This is a genomic window from Salegentibacter sediminis, assembly GCF_002078605.1.
Taxonomy (GTDB): Bacteria; Bacteroidota; Bacteroidia; order Flavobacteriales; family Flavobacteriaceae; genus Salegentibacter; species Salegentibacter sediminis.
Genome location: NZ_MSJR01000009.1, coordinates 38024 through 52912 on the forward strand (window position 1 = coordinate 38024; position 14889 = coordinate 52912).

15 protein-coding genes are annotated in these 14889 nt (G+C 41.2%); 5 read left to right on the plus strand and 10 right to left on the minus strand.

Annotated elements, in window-relative coordinates; all coding sequences use genetic code 11:
- The 3 genes from mnmA to BUW93_RS12595 form a co-directional block, all read right to left on the minus strand.
- Positions 1 to 1242: a tRNA 2-thiouridine(34) synthase MnmA gene (gene mnmA / locus BUW93_RS12585; RefSeq protein ID WP_394334624.1), complete on the minus strand. Its 1242-nt coding sequence runs from the start codon at positions 1240 to 1242 to the stop codon at positions 1 to 3.
- Between the two features lie 109 nt (positions 1243 to 1351).
- On the minus strand, positions 1352 to 1747 hold the full coding sequence (locus BUW93_RS12590) for a lipocalin-like domain-containing protein (protein WP_081212085.1): 396 nt from the start codon (positions 1745 to 1747) through the stop codon (positions 1352 to 1354).
- Between the two features lie 42 nt (positions 1748 to 1789).
- Complete coding sequence (locus BUW93_RS12595; protein ID WP_081212086.1) at positions 1790 to 2455, minus strand: toxin-antitoxin system YwqK family antitoxin; 666 nt, start codon at positions 2453 to 2455, stop codon at positions 1790 to 1792.
- Between the two features lie 72 nt (positions 2456 to 2527).
- On the opposite strand from BUW93_RS12595, the gene BUW93_RS12600 reads away from it, so the two are divergent.
- On the plus strand, positions 2528 to 3499 hold the full coding sequence (locus tag BUW93_RS12600) for a fasciclin domain-containing protein (RefSeq protein WP_081212087.1): 972 nt from the start codon (positions 2528 to 2530) through the stop codon (positions 3497 to 3499).
- An 81-nt stretch (positions 3500 to 3580) separates the two neighbouring features.
- Here the strand turns inward: BUW93_RS12600 and yidC are convergent, their stop codons facing one another.
- From yidC to BUW93_RS12615, 3 genes are all read right to left on the minus strand, one after another.
- Complete coding sequence (gene yidC / locus BUW93_RS12605) at positions 3581 to 5446, minus strand: membrane protein insertase YidC (protein WP_081212088.1); 1866 nt, start codon at positions 5444 to 5446, stop codon at positions 3581 to 3583.
- Between the two features lie 45 nt (positions 5447 to 5491).
- A complete protein-coding gene (locus BUW93_RS12610) occupies positions 5492 to 7135 on the minus strand; it encodes a CTP synthase (RefSeq protein ID WP_081212089.1) in 1644 nt (547 codons plus the stop codon).
- A 109-nt stretch (positions 7136 to 7244) separates the two neighbouring features.
- Complete coding sequence (locus BUW93_RS12615; protein ID WP_081212090.1) at positions 7245 to 7484, minus strand: DUF3820 family protein; 240 nt, start codon at positions 7482 to 7484, stop codon at positions 7245 to 7247.
- Between the two features lie 186 nt (positions 7485 to 7670).
- Here BUW93_RS12615 and BUW93_RS12620 point away from each other — a divergent pair, with 186 nt between their 5' ends.
- From BUW93_RS12620 to BUW93_RS12635, 4 genes are all read left to right on the plus strand, one after another.
- The gene (locus BUW93_RS12620; RefSeq protein WP_081212091.1) at positions 7671 to 9233 is read left to right on the plus strand and encodes an NAD(P)/FAD-dependent oxidoreductase; all 1563 of its coding nucleotides are present in this window, start codon (positions 7671 to 7673) and stop codon (positions 9231 to 9233) included.
- A gap of 114 nt (positions 9234 to 9347) precedes the next feature.
- Positions 9348 to 10883, plus strand: coding sequence for a GH3 family domain-containing protein (locus BUW93_RS12625; RefSeq protein WP_081212092.1), 1536 nt, complete (start codon positions 9348 to 9350; stop codon positions 10881 to 10883).
- A 28-nt stretch (positions 10884 to 10911) separates the two neighbouring features.
- Positions 10912 to 11697, plus strand: coding sequence for an Fpg/Nei family DNA glycosylase (locus BUW93_RS12630; protein ID WP_198537016.1), 786 nt, complete (start codon positions 10912 to 10914; stop codon positions 11695 to 11697).
- Positions 11694 to 12419: a DUF72 domain-containing protein gene (locus tag BUW93_RS12635; protein ID WP_110688298.1), complete on the plus strand. Its 726-nt coding sequence runs from the start codon at positions 11694 to 11696 to the stop codon at positions 12417 to 12419. The genes BUW93_RS12630 and BUW93_RS12635 overlap by 4 nt, the downstream gene beginning before the upstream one ends.
- On the opposite strand, the gene BUW93_RS12640 is transcribed toward BUW93_RS12635, so the two are convergent.
- The 4 genes from BUW93_RS12640 to BUW93_RS12655 all read right to left on the minus strand — a co-directional run bounded on the left by BUW93_RS12640 (position 12416) and on the right by BUW93_RS12655 (position 14768).
- Entirely contained in the window at positions 12416 to 13126 is a 711-nt protein-coding gene (locus BUW93_RS12640) for an MBL fold metallo-hydrolase (RefSeq protein ID WP_081212095.1), read from the minus strand. The genes BUW93_RS12635 and BUW93_RS12640 overlap by 4 nt on opposite strands.
- Positions 13113 to 13679, minus strand: a complete 567-nt coding sequence (locus BUW93_RS12645) for a hypothetical protein (protein WP_081212096.1) — start codon at positions 13677 to 13679, stop codon at positions 13113 to 13115. The genes BUW93_RS12640 and BUW93_RS12645 overlap by 14 nt, the downstream gene beginning before the upstream one ends.
- A gap of 221 nt (positions 13680 to 13900) precedes the next feature.
- Positions 13901 to 14092, minus strand: a complete 192-nt coding sequence (locus BUW93_RS12650; protein WP_081212097.1) for a cold-shock protein — start codon at positions 14090 to 14092, stop codon at positions 13901 to 13903.
- A gap of 190 nt (positions 14093 to 14282) precedes the next feature.
- Positions 14283 to 14768, minus strand: coding sequence for a DUF4168 domain-containing protein (locus BUW93_RS12655; protein WP_081212098.1), 486 nt, complete (start codon positions 14766 to 14768; stop codon positions 14283 to 14285).
- Positions 14769 to 14889 lie beyond the last annotated feature (121 nt).

The following is a 14889-nucleotide window of genomic DNA, read 5'->3' on the forward strand; positions in this document are numbered from 1 at the left end:
TTAAGAAATAACCCCAGAACCTAATAATTCTTCCCCATCATACCAGGCAACAAACTGACCTTCGGTAATAGAAGCCTGTGGCTTTTCGAAAACCACGTACATTCCGTTTTCAGTTTGATAAAGTTTTGCCGCCTGCAATGGCTGGCGGTACCGAATTCTGGCCATTACGGCTAAACTCTCATCGGTCGTAATAGCAAGGTCTTGCCGTACCCAGTGTACTTCTTCATTATTGATAAAAAGAGCTTTCCTGTAAATCCCGGGATGATCTTTTCCCTGGCCGGTATAGATCACGTTTTTCTCAACATCGGTGTCTATAACAAACAGCGGCTCCGGAGTACCACCTACAGCGAGCCCCTTGCGCTGGCCCTTGGTGAAGTAATGAGCCCCCTGGTGTTTGCCTACTATTTTACCATCTTTAGCAGAATATTCATATTTTTTTGATAGGAAATCCAATTCTTCCTGTTTGTTGCTGAAGTTCGGGCTTGGACTTTTATATAAATCCTTATTGGCTTCAATCTCTATGATTACCCCTTCTTTAGGCTCTAGTTTCTGCTGAAGGAATTCCGGCAGGCGAACCTTTCCGATAAAGCATAGTCCCTGGGAATCCTTTTTATTGGCGGTTACCAAATCCTGTTCCGCAGCAATCCGGCGGACTTCAGATTTTTGTAATTCCCCGATAGGGAAAAGGGTCTTCGAAAGTTGTTCCTGGGTAAGCTGGCATAGAAAATAGGACTGATCTTTATTATTGTCTTTTCCTGCAAGCAGCTGGTAGACGGTCTCTCCTTCTTTTTCAAGCTCTCCTTTACGGCAATAATGCCCGGTGGCCACATAATCGGCGCCAAGGGAGAGAGCAATTTTCATAAAGACATCAAATTTGATTTCGCGGTTACAAAGAACATCGGGATTGGGCGTGCGCCCTTTTTCGTATTCGTTGAACATATAATCTACGATACGCTCTTTATATTGCTCGCTAAGATCAACGGTTTGGAAAGGGATGCTGAGTTTCTCGGCTACCATCATAGCATCATTACTGTCGTCCAGCCAGGGGCATTCATCAGATATGGTAACCGAATCGTCGTGCCAGTTCTTCATAAAAAGTCCGATTACCTCATAGCCCTGCTGCTGTAAAAGATATGCAGAAACACTGGAATCCACTCCGCCCGATAAACCTACTACAACTTTCTTTTTCATTAAGTTTGTTTTGTTTTCTTTCCGAAGAGAAAGTCGGAAAGCAGGCTGCAAAATTACGAAATATAAGAGATATGGAATATTATAAGTATAATGCTTTCTTATTATTGCATCAATAAAAAAGGGTGGCATTGGCCACCCTTTAAAAATTCTTTTTATAAAATTATTTCTCGAAGGTAAGGCTAACCCCCGGCAGTGATGGAACCGAAAATTTAAACTGGTTGTTCCCCAAAAACTCTACATCTCCGGTTTGTCTTCCAAAGAAAGGTAATACTAAAGTATATTGGCCATTAGCGTTTCTTTCCCATTCGGCAGTTTCAGCCTCAAATTCACATTCCCCCTCAACTTCTTCATAGAATTCAGAATCTGCTGTATTGTCGGCTTTAAAAGTAATATTCGAATTCATATTACACTCGGTTAATTCGTCATCGCTAAAAGCATTTTCTAAATCTACTACGTACCAGGTGCCCAGGATTGGATCTTCTCCATCGTTGTCATCATCACTGCTACAGGCAGTAAACATCATAAACACGGCTAATAATGCAATTATTTTTTTCATAATTTTTTGAGTTTAGTTAGATAAATATATGGATTTTTGATCTCAATGCTCTTTTTTCTTTTCTAAATTTCCCTCTTTAAAGTAGCGCCAGTTTCCGGTTTTTCTGTCTTCATGGTATTCGCCCTCGATGAGTTTTTCGCCCGCCGCATTATAGTAGCTTGCCGGCCCGTGTAAGGCCCCGTTTTTATAGTTCAGATGTTGGAGAACCTGCCCGTTCTTGCCATAGATTAAACTTTCACCGTGTTTTTTGCCGTGTCTGTATTCGGTTTTCTCGGCTGTGGTGCCATCGGGGAAATAGGTGATCTGGACTCCGTTTAATTCCCCTCCGGAATATTCTTCTATCATCATGGTATCTTCCGATTTATGATGAAAGTATACCCAGGTGCCTTCCCTTTGCTTATTTTTCATCGTTCCCTGGCTAATGGGTTTACCTTCCTGGGTGTAATAGGTAGCCTGAGCGGTGGCAGCATCCTGAAATTCCATTACGGCTGTAGGATGCTCCTGAAATCCTTTTTTATAGAATTTAAATTTCCCGGTTTCTTTTCCGTGTTGAAATGTCCCTTCGAATTTAAGCTGATTCGTCCCCTCAAAATTAACTCTCCATTCCCCGTGCCGTTGGCCCTGTTCGTCTGTCTGGTTTATTTTCTGCTGAGCAAATAGGGGAAGGCAAATGACTAAGAATAAACAATTTAACTTGTGTTTAAACATAATTAACAAATATTAAACAAGACTATGTGTTCGTCTACTTTACTTTTACATTATAACTTAAAACATAAAAAGATGACTTTTATTTCAAAAATTTCAAAATTCGCCCTTATCGCCTTATTGGTGACCGGGTTTGTATCGTGCAGTGATGACGATGAGGCAGGGGATATTATTGTGCCTTCAAACAGCATTGCAGATTTTGTCGCTGCTAACGATAATTATTCATCTCTTGCAGCCGCACTCGAGGTTGCAGACTTAACTGCCACCCTGGACGGGTCTGCAAATTACACGGTTTTTGCGCCAAACAATGCCGCCTTCAATGCTTTTTTATCGGCAAATGGTTTCGGCAGTCTTGATGAGGTACCGGAAAACCTGCTAAGAGAAGTACTTCTTAACCACGTACAAAGTGGAGTAATTATGTCTTCTGATCTTTCTACAGGGTATATCAGCAGTATGGCTACCGGGATGGCTTCTGAAGAACCTCTCAGTATGTATATTAACACCGAAGACGGGGTAATGATAAACGGTATGGCCGAAGTCACCAATGCCGATATTGAAGTAGATAACGGAGTTATTCACGCTGTGGATGCTGTTATAGGATTACCTAACATTGTAGATTTTGCTACTGCCGATCCAACTTTTGATATTCTTGTACAGGCTTTAACCCGGGAAGAGGAATTCACCTTTGTTGAGACATTGCAAATGACAGAAGCTCCCGCTCCGTTTACTGTTTTTGCTCCTACCAATGATGCTTTCGTAGCCTTACTTGATGAATTGGGAGCAGATAGTTTAGATGATATTCCTACTGAAACGCTTTCTGCCGTCTTAACCTATCACGTAGTTGCAGGAGCCAATGTACGCTCTGGTGATTTAACTGATGGATTGATGGTGGAAACCCTGAATGGTGATTCATTTACTGTTAACCTTGGAGATGCCGTAACTATTACCGATGCCAGGGATAGAACTTCTACTGTGGTAGCGGCCGATGTACAAGCCAATAACGGGGTTATACATGCTATTGACACGGTGATTCTTCCAGGAGAATAGTAGATTAAGTCTCTTTTTCTTACAACAAAAAGCCCCCGCGGGTAGCGGGGGCTTTTTACTTTTTCACAGGAAATACTTAAACTATTTTTTCCCTTTTTGTTTCTGCTGTTGTTCAGCTTGCTCCATCATCTCCTGCATTTTCCTGGTGAACCTGTTTTGCTTTTTAGGCTTCTTTTTGTTCTCCTGAATCTTGGCGTGAATCTTATCTTCATCTATGATCACGTATTTGATCACTAACATAATTCCAATGGTAATTAGGTTAGAGGTGAAGTAGTATAAAGAAAGTCCACTTGCATAGTTGTTAAAGAAGAACAACATCATTAATGGAGACAAATACATTATAAACTTCATATTAGGCATTCCCGGCTGTTGGGTTTGAGCCATACTCTGGCCGGTGGTCATCATCATATAGATGAAGATTGCGATGGAAGCCAGAATAGGGAAAAGACTAACGTGATCCCCATAAAATGGGATATGAAAAGGTAACTGGGCTATAGTATCATAACTGGAAAGGTCATCGGCCCAAAGGAATCCTTTCTGTCTAAGCTGAAAAGCACTCGGGAAGAACTGAAACAAAGCGTAGAAAACAGGAATCTGCATCAATGCCGGCAAACAACCACTCATTGGGCTGGCCCCTGCCTTGCTGTAGAGTTTCATGGTTTCCTGTTGCTTTTTCATCGGGTTGTCCTTATACTTCTCATTAAGCTCGTTAATCTCGGGTCTTAAAACCTTCATCTTAGCCTGAGATAAATATGACTTATAAGTAACAGGAGAAAGAACGATCCTCACAACAATTGTCATTACGATAATTGCTATTCCGTAGCTAGGTAGTACCCCACTGAGGAAGCTGAAAAACGGAATAAAGATATGTTGGTTTATCCACCCAAAGATTCCCCATCCTAATGGTACGATTTCATCAAGGTTACGATCATAATCATTAAGTATCTTATAATCTGTTGGCCCGTAGTACCAGTTCATATTATAGTTTAGCTCTCCGCCATTAAGTTCCAGTGGCATGCGTGCGGCAAAGGCTTTGGTGTAGACGGTATCTACTTCCTCATCCTGCACCAGATTTTCCGATGTAAATTTTCCCCGTTTAAATGGAGTGTCGGTAAGCAGAATAGAGGTGAAGAAGTGCTGTTTAAAAGCTACATAGGTTATATTTTCTTCCTCATCCTCGGTGAAATCTCCCTGCCCCAGGTAATCATCGTTACCATCATCATACTCATATATTAGTTCGGTGTACCGGTTTTCGTAAGAGATACTCTTAGCGTGACGGTAGCCTTTGAGTTCCCAGTCTAAAGCAATATCCTGGTTAGGATTTAAAACGCGGTTGAGACCCTGCGATCTTATGCTGAAATCCAGCATATACTCGCCGGGTTTCAGGACATAACGGTATTCCAGAAATTCGGTCTCTGAAACCTTTAGTTTCATAGAAAGCACCTTATTTTCACCATTCTGACTGAGTTCAGGTTCAAAATAAAGATTTTGGGTATCCAGAACCCTACCATCGGTTGTGGTGAAATTAAGGTTGAAAGAGGCATTGCCGTCTTTTATCAGGTAAACCGGGATAGAATCGTAGGTTTTGTAATTGAGAATGTGTGCTTCAGAAATACTTCCTCCTTTGTTATCTATCTTTAATTCCAGGACATCGTTGGAGATGGTCGTGCTTTCGTCACTGGCAGAAGCCAATCCTGCAGAATAACCGAAAGGTCCCAGGCTTTCTCTGGCTTGCGCCATTGCGGTAGAATCCTGAATTTCTGTGGCCTGGGTTTTGGCCGGTGGCTCATTAGCATCGGTATTCCCTGGGATTTCTACCTGTTCGGTATTTTGTTCAGCTTCTAATTCCTCTTCGGTAGGAGTGTTGTTATACAACATCCACAGTAAGATTCCACCAATAAGTAAAAACCCGATTAAGGATTGAACATCAAACTTTTTTTCTTCCATGTTTTTCTTTAACTGTAACTTGCCTTAGGTCAAAAAACTGACCATTTATTGATTAGGTGCCAGGCTGGCAGAATTTTTCTTCCGGGAATAAGTGCGGGCTGCTTTTATAAAATCCACAAATAATGGATGTGGGCTTGCTACCGTACTCTTATATTCCGGATGATATTGCACCCCTATGAACCAGGGATGATCTTTAAGTTCAACAACCTCTACCAGTCCCGTATCCGGGTTGATCCCGGTGCTTAACATCCCGGCATTTTCGAGATGTTCCTTGTATTTGTTGTTATATTCAAATCGATGCCTGTGTCGCTCTTTGATATCTGCTTTTCCATAGATACGGGAGACCAGGGAATTTTCGGTAAGGTGACAATCCCAGGCCCCAAGACGCATAGTACCTCCTTTGTGGGTGATATCTTTTTGTTCCTCCATAAGGTCTATTACCGGATGCTGGGTTTCAGGATCCATTTCAGTAGAATTCGCAGCTTTTAATTGTAATACATTGCGGGCAAATTCAATAACGGCCATTTGCATCCCCAGGCAGATTCCTAAAAAAGGAATTTTGTTTTCCCGGGCAAAACGCACTGCGTCTATTTTTCCTTCTATCCCGCGTTCTCCAAAACCGGGGGCCACCAGAATTCCGTCTAAATGTGCGATTTTATGATGGATGGTATTTTCATTAATAAATTCTGAATGAATACTTTCAATATTTACCTTAACCTCATTTTCGGCGCCGGCGTGAATAAAAGCCTCCAGAATAGATTTATAAGAATCCTGAAGTTCCACGTATTTCCCAATAAGACCAATATTTACTTCAGACTTAGGATTTTTGTGGCGTTTCAGGAATTCATTCCAGCGCTCTAACTTTGGAGTGGTATCATCTGGGAGTCCCAATTTTTTAAGGGTAACTGTATCCAGACCTTCTTCCAGCATCATATTGGGAACATCGTAAATGGTATCGGCATCTATGCTTTGAATCACGGCTTCCTGCCGAACATTACAGAAAATTGCCAGCTTGCGACGAATATCGTCTGAAAGCTCATGCTCTGTACGGCAAACAAGAATATCGGCTTTTATACCGCTTTCCATCAGTGTTTTTACACTATGCTGAGTAGGTTTTGTTTTAAGTTCCCCGGCAGCGGCCAGGTAAGGCACCAGGGTTAAATGAATAACCAAAGCGTTTTCATCGCCAAGCTCCCATTTTAACTGTCTTACGGCCTCGATGTAAGGCAGCGATTCGATATCACCTACAGTTCCCCCAATTTCAGTGATCACGATATCATAATCACCATTATTGCCGAGTAATTGTATGCGTTCTTTTATTTCGTTGGTGATATGGGGTACCACCTGTACCGTTTTTCCCAGAAATTCTCCACGGCGTTCTTTCTCGATCACACTTTGGTAGATTCGGCCTGTGGTTACATTATTGGCCTGGGAAGTATTTACATTCAAAAAACGTTCGTAATGGCCAAGATCCAGGTCGGTTTCTGCGCCATCTTCGGTTACATAACATTCCCCATGTTCATAAGGGTTAAGAGTTCCCGGATCTACATTGATATATGGATCCAGTTTCTGAATAGTGGTTTTAAAGCCACGCGCTTGCAGTAATTTTGCCAGTGAAGCTGCGATAATCCCTTTTCCCAGTGAAGAAGAAACGCCGCCAGTGACAAAAATATACTTGGTTTCGGCCATTTTGTGAAGTGTTTGTTGCGTTGTTTTATTCAGGGCGCTAAAATACAAAGAAGAATAGAAAAAGCGTGGAATTTTAAACCTAATATTTTAGGGCCTCCAGGCCCTGTTATTATCTCCCTTTGGGATACCTTTTTCTTATTTGTCTTAATATGCCTTCCATCCCGTTTAACTTTAATTCGAAAACCTGCTGCATTTGCTCCCCGGTTTTTCCCTGGGGGAAGCCTTTTTGCCGGTACCATACTAAATAATACTCCGGAATATCGCTTAGAAAGTAGCCTTTATATTTCCCGAAATGCATTTTAGCATAGGCCAGTTCTATAAGGGTTTCCTGGGAGGGTTTTAGTTTCAATTTATTCGTTTAATTGTGGAGTTAAACCGGCTAAATTAGTTTTTAAACTTCAGGCTGCAATTTTAAATTGCTTTTTCATTCAATTACATTAGTATTTATGTAGAATTTAGTCGGTGCAGGTTTTGCTTTCCCGACCCCTGTTATCATAAAGCGGGAAAAGCGTAATTTTGCTGAAGACAATAAACGATGAGATATCAATTTCAACTCCAGGTAAGCCCTGAACAGGCGGCAGTCAAAGAAAAATTATGGAAAGTAGTTTCCCGGAAGTCAGATATTCCACTTTCTGAAATATCCCATATTGAAATTTTAAAGCGTTCTATAGATGCCCGCCAAAAAAACATTAAGATCAATCTGAAGCTTGAGGTCTATATTAATGAAGCTTTTCAGAAAAATAAGATCGAAATTCCCGATTATCAGAATGTGGGTGATAAAGAAGAAGTGATCATCGTGGGGGCCGGCCCTGCCGGTTTATTCGCGGCGCTAAAATGTATAGAGTCCGGTCTAAAACCCGTGATTGTGGAGCGTGGGAAAGATGTACGAAGCAGAAGAAGAGACCTGAAAGCCCTGAACATCGAGCATATCGTAAACGAAGATTCTAATTATTGTTTTGGCGAAGGCGGGGCAGGCACCTACAGCGACGGGAAACTATATACACGTTCCAAAAAGCGTGGCGATGTAGATCGCATTTTAAAACTGCTGGTTGCTTTTGGGGCTACTCCCGAAATTTTGGTGGAGGCTCATCCGCATATTGGTACCAATAAACTTCCGGCCATAATTGCCGATATCAGGGAAAAGATTATTTCCTGCGGGGGAGAGGTTCTTTTTAATTCCAGACTTACCGATATTATAATTAAAAATAATGAAGTTGCCGGAATTCAAACGCTGAATGGCGAGACTATTAAAGCCCGCAAATTGATTCTGGCTACAGGTCATTCGGCCAGGGATATCTTTGAATTGCTACATGCTAAAAATATTAAAATAGAAGCAAAAGCTTTCGCCCTTGGGGTGAGGGTGGAACATCCGCAGGAACTTATTGATAAGATTCAGTATAAATGTCAAACTAGAGGGGAGTTTCTACCACCATCACCCTACAGCATCGTGAAGCAAATTGATGGCAGAGGTATGTACTCCTTTTGTATGTGCCCCGGCGGAATTATTGCGCCCTGTGCCACCGCACCCGGTGAGGTGGTTACTAACGGCTGGTCTCCAAGCAAGCGGGATCAACCTACAGCCAATTCGGGGATTGTGGTGGAGTTAAGACTTTCAGATTTTGCCGGCGTCTCGGCGAATCCCCTCGCCGCGATGGAATTTCAGAAGAAAATAGAACAGAAATCCTGGGAAGAAGCCGGTAAAACGCAGCGGGTACCGGCACAAAGACTCATGGATTTTACCAATGGAAAATTATCAGAAAATTTACCGTTAACCTCTTATAAGCCCGGAGTTACTTCGGTAGAATTGGAGCGTGTTTTTCCAGCGTTTATCCATAAAACGCTCCAGGCAGGATTCAAAGAATTTGATAAAAGCATGCGCGGATTTCTAACCAATGAGGCGGTTGTTCATGCACCCGAGTCGCGTACTTCTTCCCCGGTGAGGATACCCAGAGATCCCTATACTTTTGAGCATATACAGATTAAAGGCTTATATCCCTGCGGAGAAGGAGCAGGTTATGCCGGGGGGATAGTTTCTGCTGCGATTGATGGTGAGAAATGTGCCGAAAAATGTGCGGAAAGTATAAAGGCCCAAAGGTAGTGCAGGAGGCTTTTAAAGGTTAAATAATTGATAATTGCTGAAACATATTGAATCTTAAATTTGCTTTTTTTTATCTTCAATTTTTCAAAATAACTTCAAGTAAATTAAAGCAATATGGCCATAGTAGGTTCTATAATAAAGAGTCTTATCGATTTAAGGGATAATTTAGTTTCAGAACCCGATGCTCAGAAAGCCCAGAAGGAAGTCCTTCAGAAATTATTGAAAACGGCGAAAAATACCGCGTTTGGGAAACATTACAACTTTGAGGCTATCCTCGACTCTGGAGATATTAGCAAGACCTTTGCTCAAAAAGTTCCTTACTTCGATTATCATAAACTTGAAAAAGACTGGTGGCATAGGGTGCACGAGGGGGAGGAAAATATCACCTGGCCGGGACGACCTCCTTATTTTGCCCTTAGCTCTGGTACCACCGGGAAATCAAGTAAAAGGATTCCTGTTACCACCGAGATGCTGGAAGCGATCAGGAAGGCAGGGATCAAACAAGTTAGCGCCCTGAGTAATTTTGACCTGCCACCAGATTTCTTCGAAAAAGAGATTATGATGCTTGGCAGCTCCACCGACCTTCAAAGTGAAGGTGACCATAAGGAAGGCGAGATAAGTGGAATTAGCGCCAGCAATATCCCGTTCTGGTTTCGTGGTTACTATAAGCCGGGGGATGATATTGCAAAGATTGAAGAATGGGATGAACGGGTGCAACGCATTGCCGAAAATGCTAAAAATTGGGATATAGGTGCCTTAAGCGGAATCCCCTCCTGGCTGGAGTTGATGATGAAAAAGGTGATAGAATATAACAACCTGGAAAATATTCATGATATATGGCCTAACCTCCAGGTTTATGCTTCGGGAGGAGTGGCTTTCGAGCCCTATGAAAAAAGCTTTAATGCACTTTTGGGTCATCCGGTAACGGTGATAGATACTTATCTGGCTTCAGAAGGCTTCCTGGCCATCCAGGAAAGGCCTGAGACCAATGCCATGAAGCTTATTCTGGATAACGGAATTTATTTTGAATTTGTTCCTTTTAAAGCCGAATATATCAATCAGGATGGATCGCTGGTGGAGGATGCTCCGGTAATTTCCCTGGCCGATGTTAAGGAGGATGAAGATTACGTTCTACTCATCAGTACTGTTTCTGGTGCCTGGCGCTACCTTATTGGTGACACCATTAAATTTACCGATGTGGCCCGGAAAGAGATCAGAATTACCGGAAGGACCAAATTCTTTCTGAATGTTGTTGGGTCGCAGCTTTCGGTAAACAAGATGAATGATGCCGTGCAGGAACTTGAAGAAAGATTCGATATTAAGATCCCCGAATTCACCCTTGCCGCGGTTCGAATAGATGGAGAGTTTCATCATCACTGGTACCTGGGAACCGAAACAGATATTTCTGAAGAAAAACTCGCCGATGCCCTAGATGAATCCCTGAAGAATGCCAATAAAAATTACAGGGTAGCCCGCTCTAAAGCCTTGAAAGGAATTAAGGTAAGCAAAGTACATCCCGGGATGTTCCCAGAGTGGAATGCTGCCAACAAGAAAAAAGGCGGACAGGTAAAAATGGAAAAAGTGATGAATGAAGAGAAATTCGCTGCCTGGGAGAAATTCGTTGAAGAAAACAGAAACAGGATATCTTAAAAGGTCCTGTAATATAAAAACCGGAATTATGCCTGAATTACCTGAAATAACGAATTTTAAAAGTTTTCTTACAGAAACCGTTCTCGACAAAGAAATAATTGAAGTCGAATTTCCTGAAACTAAATTATTACAGGCATCAACCACCGATTTTAAAAAAGCCCTGCTCAATAATAAGTTTACCGGCGCACAGCAACTCGGGAAATATCTTTTCCTCAGGACTAATAAAAAGAAAAGTTTGGTTTTTCATTTCGGGATGACGGGGAAATTTGAGGTATATCAACATAATGAAACTCCAAAGCACACTCATTTACTTATCAGGTTCAGGGACTCTTCACATTTAGCTTTCGTATGTGTGAGAAAACTGGGTAAGATCTATCTCGCAGATGGACTGGAGGAGTTCCGAAAAGAACAGGGATTGGGAAAACACGCCCTGGACCTCGAGGAGGATGAATTCCAGGAAATTGTTCAGGAGAAAAAGGGAGGGGTGAAATCGGCCCTTACCGATCAACATTTCATCTCTGGCATCGGGAATGTCTATGCCGATGAGATCCTGTTTCAATCGGAGGTCCATCCCAAAACCCGGGTTGAAAAACTTTCGGAAAAGGAGATAAAAAGACTTTTTGATCAAATGCATGAGGTTTTAAACACTGCGATAAAAAAAGAAGGAGAACGATCGGAATTTCCTTCGAATTACCTTAGCCGTTCCCGGAAGGAGGGCGCAGATTGCCCCAAATGCTCAGGAAAAATTTCGATGATCAAGGTTTCCGGAAGAAGTACCTATTTCTGCCCTAAATGCCAAAAGGAAAAATCATGAAAGTAAATATTGGTTGTTCAGGTTGGAATTACCGCGGCTGGAAAGAGCGTTTTTATCCTGAAGGACTGCCTCAAAAAGATTGGTTGAAATATTATTCGGGTGTTTTTAACACAGTGGAGATCAACAGCACTTTTTATAGGTTTCCCAGGGATTCCACCCTGATAAAATGGAAAGATACTGTTCCTGATGAATTTAAGATTAGCCTGAAAGGCAGCCGGTATATTACCCATATGAAAAAGCTGAACGAGGTGGAGGAGAGCGTGGAGAAATTTTATAAAGCCGCTTACCTCCTGGAGGATAAAAAGAGCTGCATCCTATGGCAGTTACCGCCAGGCCTTCACCGTGATGATGAAGAGCTGGCGACTTTTTGTGAAATGCTTAATCCCGATTTTACCAATGTAATTGAGTTTCGTCACCTCTCCTGGTTTGATGAGCAGGTCTATGCGCTTCTTTCTAAATACAAGGTAGTGTTTTGTTCAATTTCCAGTCCGGTTTTTCCCGAGACAATGATCATTACCGGGAAGACAGGCTATGTCCGATTTCACGGTAAAGGCAGAAAATGGTATGATTACGATTACTCCCGGGCAGAATTGCATAGTTGGTATGAGGAGATTAAAAACTCAGATCTAGAGGAGTTGTATGTATACTTTAACAATGATTTGGGCGCCAGTGCCCCTGAAAATGCCCGCTTACTGAGATCTTTTTTTGAAAAAGAAAATTAGATATCTATCCTTAAACCATCAGAAGCAGGGATTATGACGGTACCCTCAGTTTCCATAGATTTTAGTTTTCTTATGCTTTCTTCGGGCTTATTATAAAACCAGTCTCCATAATGGGTAAATACCAGTTTTGGGCTAAGCGGACCTAAAATACGAAGCAGATCAGGAATTCCGGTATGGCCATAAATCTTATCGCCACTACGGTTTATCCTACCGCCTTTCTGAATTAAGGTAGCTTCCGTAACAATAAGATCTACCTGCCCGATTTCTTTAAGATGGGCTTTTTCTATCCAGGCCACATCCCCGGTGAAGAAAACCCGCTTTCCGTCTTTTTCTACCAGGTATCCATTTGATTTTAGATTTTTGGCGTGAATTACCGGGATTGGGCTTATACTATACCCTAATATTTCGGTTTTTGCTGAAATGATTTTCAGTTTTGGAATAAGGGGATGGGTTTCAGGTCCATAATGAGGGATTTCTGGTGAGAAAGTTTCTTCCTTAAAAACAAAGAAGGCATGGTCCGGATGAAAATGTGTAAAGATAATAGCTTTTGGCTTTCTCTCAAGAAAGGCTTTTTCTCCAACATCAATAAGGAGTTTATCATCGATGAGAAATCCGCTGTGATTTTTATAATTTGGCGCCGATGCCTTGATTTTTCCACGACACCCCAGGATTTCGATTTTCATATCACGGGCTTTATTCCAATTCATCAATTAACATCATGATCTCCTCCTGGGACAGATAGAGTTTTTTAATCCGGTCTTTATAGACATCGGAGAGGTGTGCGTGGTTCAGGATAAAGTCTTTTGTGGCGATAATATATTTCCCCATGCCGTGGTTTACTGCGTAGGTATCGGCAACCCTTTCGGCTTCCTGAATATAGGTTTTGGAAGCAAAGTATTTTAAGCCAAACCAAATCATATTCAGGCCGCTTCTTTCCCGGTAATCCATAATATGTCCCAGTTCATGCCCAAGCCAGCCAATAAGAACATCTGAAGGGACGGTGGTTACATCAAAGACTTCATCTTCTATCTCGATTTTCTCACTTATCATAATAAAATAGGCACGCTCTTTTTTGTTTTTAAAAAGACCGGAAATCTTAGGTTGGGCTTGCATAAATGATTTCTGGATATCCTTCTTGAACTTAAATTCTATAGGCGTATCCTTTAACTCGGGGTAGTGAGCAAGGGCGATATAGGTTTCCCGCCAAATGATATCGGGAACAATTTTATTATTGAACTTTAAGCTATCTTTTTGTTTCATAGATTGCGCATAACCGGGGTATGACAGTCCTAAAGACAGGAATGTAAACATTAAAATGCTGATAACCGGTAATTTCAAAATAATTAAACTTTCCTTTAATTCCTAAAATATGGAATAAGAGGGGAATGGAACAAACCTGATGTTATAAAAAATCCATAAAAAAAGCCCTGCAAATTAATGCAGGGCCTGAAAATCTTTATAAACTGGTATTATAAAAAAGCCTAAGCTTGTTTTACGTTTACCGCATTTAAACCTTTTCTTCCTTCTTCAAGATCAAACACAACTTCATCATTCTCTCTGATTTCGTCAATTAAGCCGTTTGCGTGTACAAAATACTCCTTGTTTGATTCTTCTTCGGTTATAAAACCAAATCCTTTTGAGTCGTTAAAGAATTTAACTGTTCCTCTGTTCATTGTAACTATTATTTATATTGACTGCAAATATACATGATATTTAAATAGTTTGCATCAAAAAATAGATTTTATTTTAATTTTTTTAAAATGATTATTATTTTATTGAGAATTTTCAATGAGCTGAAAGCTTTAAGACATAAAAAAAGCGGCAGAATAATTTGCCGCTTTATAGTTTTCATCAAGGTTTATATTATCCTTTTCTCTGCATAAGTTTCTGCAGTCTTTGTTGCAGTGCAGTATCTCGTTGCAAGGCCATAGCCAATTGCTCATAGCGCTCAACGCTAAGTCCTTGTTCTTTGATTACTTCTTCCATTTCTGCCTGGAATTCACTTTGCATGCCTTCAATTTCTGAAACCACTTCTTTGTGTTGGGCTTTTTCTTCACTTGTAACTTCTACTTCCTTATTTGGATCCAGAGAAGCCTGGTGAATTTCATTAAAGCGCTTTACATCAAAACCACTATCCTCAACAACCTTTATCATTTCTTGTTGGGCCTGTTGGTTAATAACCGTAATTCCCTGATATGCATTGGCAAACTTTGTTAGCTCTTCATCATTAACTTCCACTTGCTGCTGTTGTTGTGGTGCCATTTGTTGTGGAGTTTGAGCCACAGCCGTGAAGCTACCTATAACAGCCGTAAAAAATAGGGAAGTTGCAATTCTTTTCAATCTAAGCATAATCGTTGTTTGTTTTAAATTTTTGAGCACCGAAACTATTGAAATATATTGGCTTGTAAAACTCTTTGGGAATAAATTCTATGGCGTTGGAAAAATCTTAACACTTAAATTCCTAATTGTT

What these genes read in the sequence shown, in the direction of transcription:
- BUW93_RS12595 (WP_081212086.1), bottom strand. Translation starts at nt 2,455, where the DNA reads ATGTTTAAACACAAGTTAAATTGTTTATTCTTAGTCATTTGCCTTCCC.
- BUW93_RS12640 (WP_081212095.1), bottom strand. Translation starts at nt 13,126, where the DNA reads ATGAATTGGAATAAAGCCCGTGATATGAAAATCGAAATCCTGGGGTGT.
- BUW93_RS12625 (WP_081212092.1), top strand. Translation starts at nt 9,348, where the DNA reads ATGGCCATAGTAGGTTCTATAATAAAGAGTCTTATCGATTTAAGGGAT.
- BUW93_RS12610 (WP_081212089.1), bottom strand. Translation starts at nt 7,135, where the DNA reads ATGGCCGAAACCAAGTATATTTTTGTCACTGGCGGCGTTTCTTCTTCA.
- BUW93_RS12645 (WP_081212096.1), bottom strand. Translation starts at nt 13,679, where the DNA reads ATGAAACAAAAAGATAGCTTAAAGTTCAATAATAAAATTGTTCCCGAT.
- BUW93_RS12590 (WP_081212085.1), bottom strand. Translation starts at nt 1,747, where the DNA reads ATGAAAAAAATAATTGCATTATTAGCCGTGTTTATGATGTTTACTGCC.
- BUW93_RS12600 (WP_081212087.1), top strand. Translation starts at nt 2,528, where the DNA reads ATGACTTTTATTTCAAAAATTTCAAAATTCGCCCTTATCGCCTTATTG.
- yidC (WP_081212088.1), bottom strand. Translation starts at nt 5,446, where the DNA reads ATGGAAGAAAAAAAGTTTGATGTTCAATCCTTAATCGGGTTTTTACTT.
- BUW93_RS12630 (WP_198537016.1), top strand. Translation starts at nt 10,912, where the DNA reads ATGCCTGAATTACCTGAAATAACGAATTTTAAAAGTTTTCTTACAGAA.
- BUW93_RS12655 (WP_081212098.1), bottom strand. Translation starts at nt 14,768, where the DNA reads ATGCTTAGATTGAAAAGAATTGCAACTTCCCTATTTTTTACGGCTGTT.
- BUW93_RS12650 (WP_081212097.1), bottom strand. Translation starts at nt 14,092, where the DNA reads ATGAACAGAGGAACAGTTAAATTCTTTAACGACTCAAAAGGATTTGGT.
- BUW93_RS12620 (WP_081212091.1), top strand. Translation starts at nt 7,671, where the DNA reads ATGAGATATCAATTTCAACTCCAGGTAAGCCCTGAACAGGCGGCAGTC.
- BUW93_RS12635 (WP_110688298.1), top strand. Translation starts at nt 11,694, where the DNA reads ATGAAAGTAAATATTGGTTGTTCAGGTTGGAATTACCGCGGCTGGAAA.